This is a genomic window from Halobacillus litoralis, from assembly GCF_009856415.1.
Lineage (GTDB): Bacteria > Bacillota > Bacilli > Bacillales > Halobacillaceae > Halobacillus > Halobacillus litoralis_C.
In genome coordinates this window covers 770,131-783,064 of the sequence record NZ_WMEZ01000001.1, presented here as the reverse complement: position 1 = coordinate 783,064, position 12,934 = coordinate 770,131, and the positions used below count along the sequence as shown (strand labels likewise).

The following is a 12,934-nucleotide window of genomic DNA, read 5'->3' as shown; positions in this document are numbered from 1 at the left end:
GCGATTTCCTCCTTTTATAAACTTTGATTAAATAGAACTGAGGTGCATGTTATGAGACAAAGTCATATGTTAATCCCTACCCTGAAAGAAAATCCTGCCGATGCTGAAATTAAGAGCCACCAGCTCCTCGTTCGTGCGGGTTACATACGCCAGATTGCATCCGGCATCTATAGCTTCCTGCCGATCGGCCGCCGCGTGTTGAGCAAAGTTGAAAATATCGTTCGGGAAGAGATGGAGAAAATCGGTGCTCACGAAATGTCGATGCCTGCTCTTGAGCCGTCAGAACTTTGGAAAGAAACAGGGCGTTGGACGACGTTTGGTTCTGAACTGATGCGTTTGAATGACCGCCACAATCGTGAGTTCGCCCTCGGAGCGACCCACGAGGAAGTCATCACAAGCCTCGTACGCCATGAAGTGAAAAGTTATAAACAACTTCCTTTGACGGTTTTCCAAATTCAAAACAAATTCCGTGATGAAGCCCGTCCTCGCTTCGGTCTTTTACGCGGAAGAGAGTTTTTAATGAAAGATGCTTATTCTTTCAATGAATCCTATGAAAGCCTTGATGAAACCTATAACAAGATGTTCGAAGCCTACTCGAATGTATTTAGACGCTGCGGCTTGAACTTCCGTGCCGTCATCGCAGACTCTGGAGCCATGGGCGGGAAAGATACCCATGAGTTCATGGTTTTATCTGAAGTGGGCGAAGATGTCATTGCCTATTCCGATACTTCTCGTTATGCTGCGAACATTGAAATGGCTCCGGTCGTCGCTACGTATGAAAAGTCCTCAGCGACTCCTCAAACGTTGGAGAAAGTCGAAACACCAGGCCAAAAGACAATGAAGGATGTTGCCGAATTCCTGGGACACGATTTACAAGAGGGCATCAAGTCAATCCTTTTCCAAGTCGATGAACAATTTGTTCTAGCCCTTACCCGCGGAGATCATGAAGTGAACGATGTTAAGCTTAAGAACCTTTATGATGCAGATATGGTTGAACTGGCTTCAGAGGAAGATACGAAGCGTCTGCTAGGTTCAGGGTTTGGTTCTCTTGGACCAATTGGAGTACCTGAAGAAGTGGAAGTTGTCGCCGATCATGCGGTAGAAGCCTTGGTGAACGTATCATGTGGAGCTAATGAAGAAGGCTACCACTTTAAGAATGCAACACCTGAGAGAGACTTTGAGGTCAAGTCTTATGCCGATTTACGGTTTATCGAAGAAGGAGATCCATCACCGGATGGAGAGGGGATCATCAAGTTTGCCCGAGGCATTGAAGTGGGACATGTCTTCAAGCTGGGTGAATTTTATTCCGAGCGTATGAATGCGACTTTCCTTAATGATCAAGGAAAAGCAAAGACAATGATCATGGGATCCTACGGTATCGGCGTATCCCGTACGCTTGCAGCGATTGTAGAACAATACCATGATGAAAGAGGGATTACGTGGCCGAAGAATATCGCCCCATATCAAGTCCATCTGCTTTCATTGAATCCTAAAAAAGAGGAACAGAAAGAATTGGCAGATCAATTATATGACACACTGCTTGATGCAGGGATCGAAGTCTTATATGATGATCGTAAAGAACGTGCCGGCGTAAAATTTGCCGACAGCGACCTTTTCGGTGTACCCGTAAGGATCACGGTAGGAAAGCGTGCCGGGGAAGGCGTTGTGGAAGTGAAGGAACGTGCAACGGGCGATCAGAATGAATTAGAAACTAGTGAAGTCTTAGAATATATTAAGAACTGGTACAAAGCCTAATATCTTTTATGGAAAACTATACCCTTGCTAAAGGAAAGAGCAAGGGTTTTTCCATGTCAGGTGTTGGGTTAGGAAAGAGGAGGAATTCCGTTTGAGTGTGAGCAACAAAGAAAAAATGCACTATTTGCTGGAGCAGATTCAGTTCCCGCATGATCTAATAGAGCCTCACTTTGAAGACAGCAGTATGCAGAAGCTGGTGGTTTACCGCGAACAAAAATTATGGCATTTCCATTTTCTAATGCCGAAACCACTGCCTCCTTCTGTCTATGATTTATTTACGAGTAAACTTGTAGCGACTTTCCGTTCTATTGCAGACGTCTCATGGACGATTGAAACAACAGAAAAAGAACTATCAGCGAATGACGTCATGGAGTACTGGCAAAGTTTCATCAAAACATTAACGAACCTAACGCCCAGCTATAAAGACTTACTGATGGAGCAGCAACCTGAAGTGAATGGAAATAAGGTGATGTTAACTTGCAGGAACTTAGCTGAAAGCCATGCCATTCAAAAAAAATTAGAAGAACCATTGAAAAGCTTTTGCCTCAAATGTGGTCTTCCATCTTTTATGCTTTCTACACGAGTGAAAGAAGAGAAGGAAGAAATCAAACGTTTCCAGGAAGAACGTCAGAAAGAGGATAAAATCCTTGTTCAGCAAGCAGTGAAAGAACAAGAGGAAAGATCCAAAGATAAAGACGACTCCAAACCAAAAGGGCCGCTTGAAATTGGTTACAAAATTCAAGATGACATCATCCCGATGGAGGAAATCCAGGAGGAAGAAAAGAAGATTGCTGTCCAGGGCTATATTTTCGATGTCGAAATCAAAGAACTTCGCTCCGGACGTCATTTATTACTTTTGAAAGTGACGGATTATACGGATTCCTTTTCCATCAAAATGTTCTCACGCGGTGACGATCATGCGGAACTGTTTAAGCATGTGAAAGAAGGCATGTGGATCAAAGCGCGTGGTGGCATCCAAACAGATAATTTCACGAACGAATTGACGATGATGGCCAACGATATCAATGAAGTGAAACCGAAATTACGAGAAGATAAAGCACCTGATGGGGAGAAGAGGATCGAATTGCACGCCCATACCACCATGAGTGCGATGGATGCACCTGTTTCCCCCTCCCGTCTGATCAAGCAAGCAGCAGATTGGGGACACGAAGCGATTGCCATTACAGACCATGCGGTCGTTCAAGCTTATCCGGATGCTCATGCTGCAGGTCAGAAAAATGGTGTGAAAATCATTTATGGGGTGGAAGCGAACTTAGTAGATGACGGAGTCCCGATTGCGTATGAGGAACAGGACCGGGACCTTGAGGATGCCGTGTACGTCGTTTTTGACGTCGAGACTACAGGACTATCCGCGGTTTACGATAAGATCATAGAACTAGCTGCCGTCAAAATACAGGGTGGAGAAATCATCGATCGATTTGAATCTTTCGCCAACCCGCATCAAGCTTTGTCTCAGACAACGATTGACCTTACGGGAATCACGGATGACATGGTCAAGGATGCCCCGGAAATTGAACAGGTACTCAAGGACTTCCATGAATGGACGGGAGAAGACATCCTTGTCGCTCACAACGCCAGTTTCGATATGGGGTTTTTGAATGCCGGTTATCAGAAAATCGGACTGGAGAAGTCTACGAATCCAGTGATTGACACGTTAGAGCTCGCTCGTTTTCTCGTTCCGGAATTAAAAAACCACCGTTTAAATACGCTTTGTAAGAAATTCGATATTGAGTTGACCCAGCACCACCGGGCGATTTATGATGCCGAAGCAACAGGTTATTTACTATGGAAACTCGTGAAACGAGCCATGGAAAAAGAGATTACGAACCATAAAAACCTGAACGATTATATGGGTGAGGGGAAAGCGTATCAACGTTCACGACCTTCCCATTGTACATTGCTTGCCACTAACAGCACGGGACTAAAAAACATCTATCGTCTCGTATCAGAAGCGCATGTCAATTACTTCTATCGTGTGCCCCGCGTCCCACGCTCCCTTCTCGCGAAGAACCGTGAGGGAATCCTTGTCGGTTCTGGCTGTGATAAAGGCGAAGTTTTTGAAACGATGATGCAGAAATCTGAGGAAGAGGCAGAGAAAGTGGCTGAATTCTATGATTACATCGAAATTCAGCCGCCAGGGAACTATTATCACTTAGTGGAAAAAGATCTAGTTCAGACCGAAGCGCAAATTCTCGATATTTTGAAAAGGCTTGTCGCTATGGCGGAGCGAATGGGAAAAACAGTGGTGGCTACAGGAAACACTCACTACGTAGAGCCTCATGAAAAGCAGTACCGTCAAATTCTTATTTCATCCCAAAACGGGAACCCGCTGAACAGGCAGACATTGCCGGAGGTTCACTTTAAAACGACGAATGAAATGATTGATGAGCTTGGTTTCTTAGGAAAAGACAAAGCCACAGAGTTAGTCGTAACGAACACCCATAAAATTTCTGAACAGATCGGTGAAGTTTCTCCGGTGAAGGATGATTTATACACGCCCAACATCGAAGGGGCGGACCAGGAGATCCGTGAAATGTCCTACAACAAAGCACGGAGCATTTACGGAGAGCCTATTCCTGACTTGATCGTCAAGCGTTTGGAAAAAGAACTCGACAGTATCATCGGAAACGGATTCGCGGTTATCTATCTTATTTCACAGAAACTTGTAACCAAGTCTCTGGAAGATGGTTATCTCGTTGGTTCACGTGGTTCTGTCGGATCGTCCTTCGTTGCCACGATGACAGACATTACAGAAGTGAACCCTCTGCCACCGCATTACGTGTGTCCATCATGTCAATATAATGAATTCTTTACAGACGGATCGGTCGGAAGCGGATTTGACCTTGAGGAAAAAGACTGTCCGGAATGTGGTACCTCTCTAACGAAAGACGGTCAGGACATTCCATTTGAAACGTTCCTCGGTTTTAAAGGGGATAAAGTTCCGGATATCGACTTGAACTTCTCTGGAGAGTATCAGCCACATGCGCACAACTATACGAAAGAATTGTTCGGGGAAGATAGTGTATTCCGTGCCGGAACGATTGGTACGATTGCTGAAAAGACTGCGTACGGGTATGTAAAAGGATACGCGGGAGATCATCAGCTGCTATATAAAAATGCTGAAATTGACCGTCTCGTTCACGGATGTACTGGTGTAAAAAGGACAAGCGGACAGCACCCTGGCGGAATTATCGTAGTACCTGATGATATGGAGATCTATGATTTCTCACCGATCCAGTTTCCAGCGGATGATACGAAATCAGAGTGGAAGACGACGCACTTCGATTTCCACTCCATTCACGACAACCTTTTAAAACTGGATATACTTGGACACGATGACCCGACCGTCATTCGTATGCTGCAGGACCTCAGTGGGATCAATCAGAAGGAAATCCCTGTCGATGACCCTGAAGTAATGAAGATTTTCAGCGGTCCCGAAGCACTCGGAGTGACGGCGGATCAGATTATGTGTAAAACCGGGACTCTCGGGGTACCGGAGTTTGGTACAAGGTTTGTTCGGCAGATGCTTGAAGATACGAAGCCGAAGACATTTGCAGAACTCGTCATCATTTCCGGCCTCTCACACGGAACGGACGTATGGCTTGGAAATGCCGAACAGCTGATTAATGACGGCATATGTACACTACCCGAGGTAATCGGGTGTCGTGACGATATCATGGTGTACCTCATGCATAAAGGTCTCGATCCTTCCCTTGCCTTTAAGATCATGGAATTCGTTCGTAAGGGCCGAGGACTTCAAGATGAGTGGATCGAAGAAATGAAAAAACACGGCGTACCGGACTGGTACATTGATTCTTGTAAGAAAATCAAGTACATGTTCCCGAAAGCACACGCAGCGGCCTATGTATTGATGGCTGTAAGAATTGCGTATTTCAAAGTCCACTATCCGATTTATTTCTATGCGGCTTATTTCACCGTCAGGGCGAGCGATTTCGAATTGGAAACAATGATGAAAGGCTCCGAAGCCATCCGTAAGCGTATGAAAGAGATTCAGGAAAAAGGCTTTGATGCTACTCCGAAGGAAAAGAGTTTAATGACCGTGCTGGAGCTTTCCCTTGAAATGTGTGAAAGAGGATATGGGTTTAAAAACGTAGACCTGTACCGCTCCAGTGCTACGGACTTTCTTGTAGAAGGCAATGAGCTTATTCCACCGTTTAATGCGGTCGATGGCTTAGGCACGAACGCAGCCATCAACATCGTCAATGCAAGAAAAGAAGGCGAATTCCTATCTAAGCAGGACTTGAGGGAGCGAAGCCGTATTTCCAAAACCGTTCTCGAGTACCTGGATAACTTCGGATGCTTAGAAGGAATGCCAGATGAAAACCAACTGTCTCTTTTCTAATTTCCCAGCACTACTCAGAGTAGGGTGTAGGAAAAGCTGTTGATTTCTTCCTTTGTTGCATAGAAAACGCATCTATGATATATTTTTTATGGTGAGAAGAGTGATACGAACGACGAAAGAGTGGGGCAACCCACTCTTTCGTCATATTCTAGCCTCTTGCTTGTGGAGAAACTTCGATGCATGAGGGGTTTTAGTACCCGCGAGACGAACCGCTATGATCTATGTCATAGCGGTTTCTCATGGTACTTGTAATTCAAAACCCTGTTACTTAATGAAATAAGCGAATACATCCCATAATAATAAGTACTAACCATTATATTGTGTTCGAAGGAGGGAAGAGCATGAGCAATCATGTTACATCCGTTACAGAACGTCTTGTCCAGCCGATCCTTGAGGATATGAACCTTGAACTTGTGGATATTGAGTACAAGAAAGAAGGTCAGAACTGGTACCTTCGCGTCTTCATTGATAAAGAAGGCGGTGTGGACATAGAAGAATGCGGACAAGTGTCTGAACAATTGAGTGAAAAATTAGATGAAGAAGATCCTATTGAAATTCCGTACTTTCTGGAAGTTGCATCACCTGGAGCGGAACGTCCTTTAAAGACAGAAGCAGACTTTGAAAAGTTCGTCGGTGAATATGTGTACATGAAACTATATGAACCGATTGATGGGGAAAAGGAGTTTGAAGGGACACTGAAGTCCTTTGAAAATTCCGTAGCAACCGTTGAAATTCGTATTAAGACACGTAAGAAACAACTGGAAGTACCATATCAAAAAATAGCGAAAGCGAATTTAGCTGTTACGTTTAATTAAGGGGGAGAAAACTGTTGAGTAGTGAACTATTTGATGCCATGAATTATTTAGAGAAGGAAAAAGGCATCGACAAAAATCTTTTATTGGAAGCTCTTGAAGCAGCATTGATTTCTGCTTATAAGAAAAACTTCAATTCCGCAACGAACGTACGCGTGGATATTAATGAAGAAGAAAGTGCCATGAAAGTCCTTGCGCGAAAAGAAATTGTTGAAGAAGTCATGGATCCGCAGCAGGAGATTTCTTTAGAAGAAGCGAATGACATCGATCCGAACTATGAGATTGAAGATGTCATCGAGGTGGAAGTGACACCTATGGACTTCGGCCGTATCGCAGCCCAAGCGGCTAAGCAAGTTGTTACGCAGCGTGTCCGTGAAGCAGAGCGAGGCATCATTTACGGTGAGTATGTCGATCGTGAAGAGGATGTCATGACAGGAATCATCCAAAGGAAAGATCCCCGCTTCGTCTATGTGAATCTAGGTAAAATTGAAGCTCGTCTTCCAGAAGGGGAGCAAATGCCGACGGAAACCTATGAAGTGCATGACCGTCTCAAAGTATTTGTGACGAAGGTAGAGAACAGCAACAAAGGTCCACACATTTATGTTTCCCGTACACACCCGGGGCTCTTGAAGCGCTTGTTTGAGATGGAAGTACCTGAAATTTATGACGGTACTGTCGAAGTCATGTCTGTAGCCCGTGAAGCAGGGGACCGTTCAAAGATTTCCGTTTATGCTGAAGATCAAGAGATCGATCCAGTCGGCTCTTGTGTAGGTCAAAGAGGTCAGCGTGTGCAGGCCATCGTCAACGAACTGAAGGGTGAAAAAATCGATATCGTTCAATGGTCTGAAGACCCTGTTGAATATGTGTCGAATGCCTTGAGCCCTTCTAAGGTCGTAGAAGTCCTTGTAGATGAAGAAGATAAGGCGACAACGGTGATCGTTCCTGATTACCAACTATCACTGGCCATTGGTAAACGTGGTCAAAACGCTCGTCTTGCGGCTAAATTGACAGGATGGAAGATCGATATTAAGAGTGAAAGTGAAGCACGTGAACAAGGTCTTCTATCTACAGAAGAAGCCGATATGGAAGATGAAGACGTTTTTGACGAAGAACTGTCTGAAGATTAAGGAGGGGGAAGAACGATGACCCGTTCCAAAAAACAACCATTAAGAAAATGTGTCGTCACTCAAGAGATGGTTCCTAAACAGCAATTGATCCGTGTAGTTCGCAATAAAGAGGGAGAGGTTTTTGTGGACGACACAGGAAAAAAGAATGGGCGAGGAGCCTATCTCATGAAAGATCTCCAAGTTATTGAGCAGGCGGAAAAGCAGCAGGTGTTAAACCGTCACCTTAAAACGAAGGTGGATGACAACATCTATGAAGAATTGAGAGCAAAAGTGGAGGCTGACCCATCATGAGTGGCAGCTATTTGAATCTGTTAGGACTGGCAGTAAGAGCCGGTAAATGTACGCTCGGTGAGGAATCGATCGTACGCGACATTCAAAAAAGAAAAGCTAAGCTTGTTCTCATTGCCAATGACACAGGGAAACAAACAAAGAAGAAGCTGACAGATAAATGCAGCTTCTATGAAATACCTTGCTATGAAGTCGATGATCGAGATACATTATCTCAGGCTATCGGAAAGGCAGGGAGAGTCGCGATCGCAGTTCTTGACCAAGGATTTGCGAAAAAGTTGCAATCGCTACTCGATGAATCTATTCGGGGGTGAAGATTTTATGAGTAAAATGCGCGTATACGAATATGCAAAGAAAAATGAACTATCTAGTAAACAAGTCATTCAAAAACTGCAAAATCTGAATATTGAAGTGAACAACCATATGTCCACTTTGGAGGAGGATGCAGCGAAGAAGCTGGATCAGGCATTTGGGAAAGGGCAAGCTTCCAAAGGTCAAAACCAGAATAAAGCGAAGTCCCAAAAACCTAATAATAACAAGAAGCAGGCAAACAAAAAGCAGAGAAACAACAACCAGAAGAACAACAAACCTGCAGCGCAGCAAGCACCTAAAAAGTCTAAAAAGCAGACACCTGAAAAAATCACTTATTCAGGCAGCCTCACGGTTGGAGAGCTTGCAGAAAAACTGAACAAGGACTCTTCAGAAATCATCAAAAAGCTTATGTTCCTAGGCACAATGGCTACCATTAACCAGGAACTTGATGGAGATTCCATTGAATTAATCTGTGAGGAATTCGGTGTAGAAGTCGAAGAAGAGGTCATTGTGGACGAGACGGACATTGAGAACATGGTGTTCGACGACGAACCTGAAGATCTGCAGGACCGCCCTGCTGTCGTTACCATCATGGGTCACGTAGACCACGGAAAAACGACGCTTCTTGACCAGATCCGTAACACGAAAGTGACGGAAGGCGAAGCGGGTGGAATCACCCAGCATATTGGTGCTTACCAAATCGAAGACAATGGCAAGAAAATTACGTTCCTTGATACACCAGGTCACGCTGCATTTACAAGCATGCGTTCCCGTGGTGCTCAAGTGACTGATATCGCCATCCTTGTTGTTGCTGCGGATGATGGAGTTATGCCCCAGACAAAAGAAGCCATCAGTCACGCGAAAGCGGCAGAAGTACCAATTATCGTTGCGGTCAATAAGATGGATAAAGAAGGCGCGAATCCTGACCGTGTGATGCAGGAGCTTATGGAATATGAGCTGATTGCTGAAGACTTTGGTGGAGAAACGATCTTTGTGAAAATGTCCGCCGTTAACGGAGAAGGTATCGACGATCTAGTTGAAATGATCGGTCTTGTATCCGAGATGGAAGAATTGAAAGCTAACCCTGAGCGAGCTGCTTATGGTACGGTTATTGAAGCAGAATTGGATAAAGGACGCGGTCCTGTAGCCACATTGCTGGTTCAGAACGGTACCTTAAATGTCAGTGACGCCATTGTAGTGGGGAATACTTGGGGGCGCGTACGTGCTATGGTGAACGATATCGGCCGTCGCGTAAAAGTTGCCGGGCCTTCCACACCAGTAGAAATCACAGGGTTAAACAATGTTCCTCAGGCAGGCGACCGCTTCCTAGTCTTTGATGATGAAAAGAAAGCGCGCTCTGTAGGGGAAGCACGTGCTCAAAAACAATTGGAAGAAAACCGTGGCTCTAACGCAAAAGTAAGCTTAGACGACTTGTTTGATCAAATTAAACAAGGCGAGGTTAAAGAAATCAACCTGATTGTTAAAGGCGATGTGCAGGGATCAGTAGAAGCTCTTGCTGGATCTCTTGAGAAGATTGAAGTGGAAGGTGTGAAAGTTAAGATTATTCACACAGGTGTCGGTGCCATAACAGAATCTGACATTACACTTGCTTCTGCTTCTAATGCGATCGTTATTGGTTTTAACGTCCGTCCAGACGGGAATGCTAGAAAAGCAGCTGAAGCGGAAGATGTAGAAATCCGTCTTCACAACATCATCTACAAGGTTATGGAAGAGATCGAAGCGGCTATGAAAGGGATGCTCGATCCAGAATATGAAGAGAAAATCATCGGTCAGGTGGAAGTCCGTGAAATCTTCAAAGTATCTAAAATTGGTACAATTGCCGGATCTTACGTTACAGATGGTAAAATCGGTCGAAATTCCGGTATCCGTGTCATCCGCGATGGTGTCGTCATTTACGAAGGTGAAATCGATGCGCTGAAACGCTATAAAGATGATGCAAAAGAAGTACAACAAGGATACGAATGTGGAATTACAATTAAGAATTTCAATGACATTAAAGTGGGCGACATCATTGAACCATTTGAGATGCAGGAAATCGAACGTAAATGATCGTAAGCGCAGAAGTGGATGGTATCATTTATGATGCGCAATCACTGAAGAACAAGCGTGCGGTTTTAAAACGCATCATGACAAGGCTCAGGAACGAGTTCAACATAGCTGTAAGTGAACTTGAATATCAGGACTTATGGCAGAGAACTCGGATTGGTCTTGTCACGATTGCTAGTGATAAAGTGATTGCGGAACAAACGATGCAGCAAGCTTTGGCTTTCATCGATTCCTTTCCTGAATTTGAACGTACAGAAACCCATCAGGAATGGCTATGATGTCTGGTTAGAAGAGGTGAGAATACATGAACGATTTAAGAGCGAACCGCGTTGGAGAACAAATGAAAAAAGAGATGAGTGACATCATCAGTAAGAAAATCAAGGATCCACGTGTAGGGTTCGTCACCGTCACAGAAGTGAAAGTGACGGGTGATTTACAACAAGCGAAAGTTTATATTTCTGTATTGGGTGATGATAAACAAAAACATGATACACTCATAGGTCTTGCAAAAGCGAAAGGGTTCATCCGATCCGAGATCGGCCAACGAATCCGTCTTCGTAAGACTCCGGAAATCATGTTTGAGTTTGACGAAGCGATCGAAAGAGGAAATCGTATTGAAACGATTCTTCGCGATTTAAACGATACGGAAGATTGATAAGAAAATCCGTGCTGTTTCAGCACGGATTTTATATAGGATAAAAAGTTTTGAGGTGAGAGGTAAATGGACGGAATTCTTCCATTATGGAAGCCAAAAGGCTTTACATCCCATGACTGTGTCAGTAAGGCCCGTGGCATGTTGAAAACAAAAAAGGTCGGTCATACGGGAACCCTTGACCCAGAAGTAGAAGGGGTGCTGCCCCTTTGTATAGGAAAGGCTACGAAAATCGTTCCTTTTTTGACAGACACCGATAAAGTTTATGAAGCTTCTGTAACGCTTGGCTATGCAACAGACACCGAGGATGCAACAGGTGCGACAGTTGAAAAGACCCCAGTAAATGAGCGCATTTCCAAAGAAACGATCAACGAGGTACTTGGAACTTTTCAAGGTTGGATTACTCAGACACCACCAATGTACTCTGCTGTAAAAGTCAACGGGAAGAAGCTTTATGAATATGCCAGGGAAGGGATGGAGGTGGAGAGACCTTCAAGGGAAGTACACATCAAGGACATCAAATTGATGCAGCCTGAACCCAAACAAGACGGGGACACCTTTACTTTTTCTTTCCGGGTGATTTGTTCAAAGGGCACCTATGTGAGGACGCTTTGTGTAGATATTGGAAGGGCTCTTGGATATGCCGCTCACATGTCAACATTGGTACGGACCCAGACCGCGGACATTACAAAGGAAGACTGCTATACTTTCGATGAGATCCAACAGGTTGTCGATGAAAGCTCTGGAGAACAATTGCTCCTTCCATTATCGAGGGGACTCGCCCATATGGTCTCCTTGGAGGTGGATGATGAACAAGTCGAAAAGATTAAACACGGCCAAGTATTCGAAAAACCACCTCACATTCATGAAGAGCAATTTACAGTGATGAACGCCGGTGAGGTCTTAGCTATTTACCAGCAGCATCCACGAAAAACTGGTCTCATAAAACCGGTACGTGTATTTTAACGTTTCTACTTTTAGATGCATGAATGAAATGGAACTCATTGGAGGACATAGACATAGTTTTTTATCAGAGTTTGTGGGTTTTCCTTGCATTTCATTCGAAAAAAATGTACTCTTTAATATGGAACCTTCGCTTGGCGGAACGTAACTCCGACGTCCGCTCGGGGAAAGGGAATTCTAAATTTTACCAGGAGGTGTAGCTATCATGGCTATCACACAAGAACGTAAACAAGAACTAATCAATGAGTACAAAACTCATGACAACGACACAGGATCTCCAGAAGTACAAATCGCTGTACTAACTGAGCAGATCACTACTTTGAACGAGCACCTTCGTGCTCATAAGCAAGACCACCACTCTCGTCGTGGATTGCTTAAAATGGTAGGTAAGCGTCGTAACCTATTGAACTACCTTCGTAATAAGGACATTACACGTTACCGCGAGCTAATCAAGAGCCTTGGCTTGCGTCGCTAATGTATGGGAAAAAGCGGGAGTTATTCCCGCTTTTTCTGTATGTTTACATACAGAAGGGTGTAAACTGACAATAAACCCTTATAATGAAATAAGAAGAGT

11 protein-coding genes are annotated in these 12,934 nt (G+C 44.3%); all 11 read left to right on the top strand.

The genetic code is table 11. The features are described 5' to 3' along the window. The first annotated feature begins 51 nt into the window (after positions 1 to 51). The 11 genes from GLV98_RS04150 (at position 52) to rpsO (ending at position 12,835) form a co-directional block, all read left to right on the top strand. Positions 52 to 1,755 carry a proline--tRNA ligase gene (locus tag GLV98_RS04150; protein WP_160912342.1) on the top strand — a complete coding sequence of 568 codons (1,704 nt, stop codon included), beginning with the start codon at positions 52 to 54 and terminating at the stop codon, positions 1,753 to 1,755. 91 nt (positions 1,756 to 1,846) lie between these two features. Further along, positions 1,847 to 6,139 (top strand): PolC-type DNA polymerase III, encoded by a 4,293-nt coding sequence (locus tag GLV98_RS04145; RefSeq protein ID WP_160912340.1) that lies wholly within the window; start codon positions 1,847 to 1,849, stop codon positions 6,137 to 6,139. 341 nt (positions 6,140 to 6,480) lie between these two features. Then, positions 6,481 to 6,954, top strand: coding sequence for a ribosome maturation factor RimP (gene rimP / locus GLV98_RS04140; protein ID WP_146816390.1), 474 nt, complete (start codon positions 6,481 to 6,483; stop codon positions 6,952 to 6,954). A 14-nt stretch (positions 6,955 to 6,968) separates the two neighbouring features. Next, a complete protein-coding gene (gene nusA, locus GLV98_RS04135; RefSeq protein WP_160912337.1) occupies positions 6,969 to 8,078 on the top strand; it encodes a transcription termination factor NusA in 1,110 nt (369 codons plus the stop codon). A gap of 15 nt (positions 8,079 to 8,093) precedes the next feature. Continuing rightward, the gene (gene rnpM, locus GLV98_RS04130) at positions 8,094 to 8,369 is read left to right on the top strand and encodes an RNase P modulator RnpM (RefSeq protein WP_146816386.1); all 276 of its coding nucleotides are present in this window, start codon (positions 8,094 to 8,096) and stop codon (positions 8,367 to 8,369) included. After that, entirely contained in the window at positions 8,366 to 8,680 is a 315-nt protein-coding gene (locus GLV98_RS04125; RefSeq protein WP_146816384.1) for a YlxQ family RNA-binding protein, read from the top strand. The genes rnpM and GLV98_RS04125 overlap by 4 nt, the downstream gene beginning before the upstream one ends. A gap of 7 nt (positions 8,681 to 8,687) precedes the next feature. Beyond that, positions 8,688 to 10,748, top strand: coding sequence for a translation initiation factor IF-2 (gene infB / locus GLV98_RS04120; protein ID WP_160912335.1), 2,061 nt, complete (start codon positions 8,688 to 8,690; stop codon positions 10,746 to 10,748). Continuing rightward, positions 10,745 to 11,023, top strand: a complete 279-nt coding sequence (locus GLV98_RS04115) for a DUF503 domain-containing protein (RefSeq protein WP_089652373.1) — start codon at positions 10,745 to 10,747, stop codon at positions 11,021 to 11,023. The genes infB and GLV98_RS04115 overlap by 4 nt, the downstream gene beginning before the upstream one ends. 26 nt (positions 11,024 to 11,049) lie before the next feature. Beyond that, positions 11,050 to 11,400, top strand: coding sequence for a 30S ribosome-binding factor RbfA (gene rbfA / locus GLV98_RS04110; protein ID WP_160912333.1), 351 nt, complete (start codon positions 11,050 to 11,052; stop codon positions 11,398 to 11,400). Between the two features lie 66 nt (positions 11,401 to 11,466). Beyond that, positions 11,467 to 12,363 (top strand): tRNA pseudouridine(55) synthase TruB, encoded by an 897-nt coding sequence (truB, locus tag GLV98_RS04105; RefSeq protein ID WP_160912331.1) that lies wholly within the window; start codon positions 11,467 to 11,469, stop codon positions 12,361 to 12,363. A gap of 202 nt (positions 12,364 to 12,565) precedes the next feature. Continuing rightward, a complete protein-coding gene (rpsO, locus tag GLV98_RS04100) occupies positions 12,566 to 12,835 on the top strand; it encodes a 30S ribosomal protein S15 (RefSeq protein ID WP_128522718.1) in 270 nt (89 codons plus the stop codon). Positions 12,836 to 12,934: the final 99 nt, after the last annotated feature.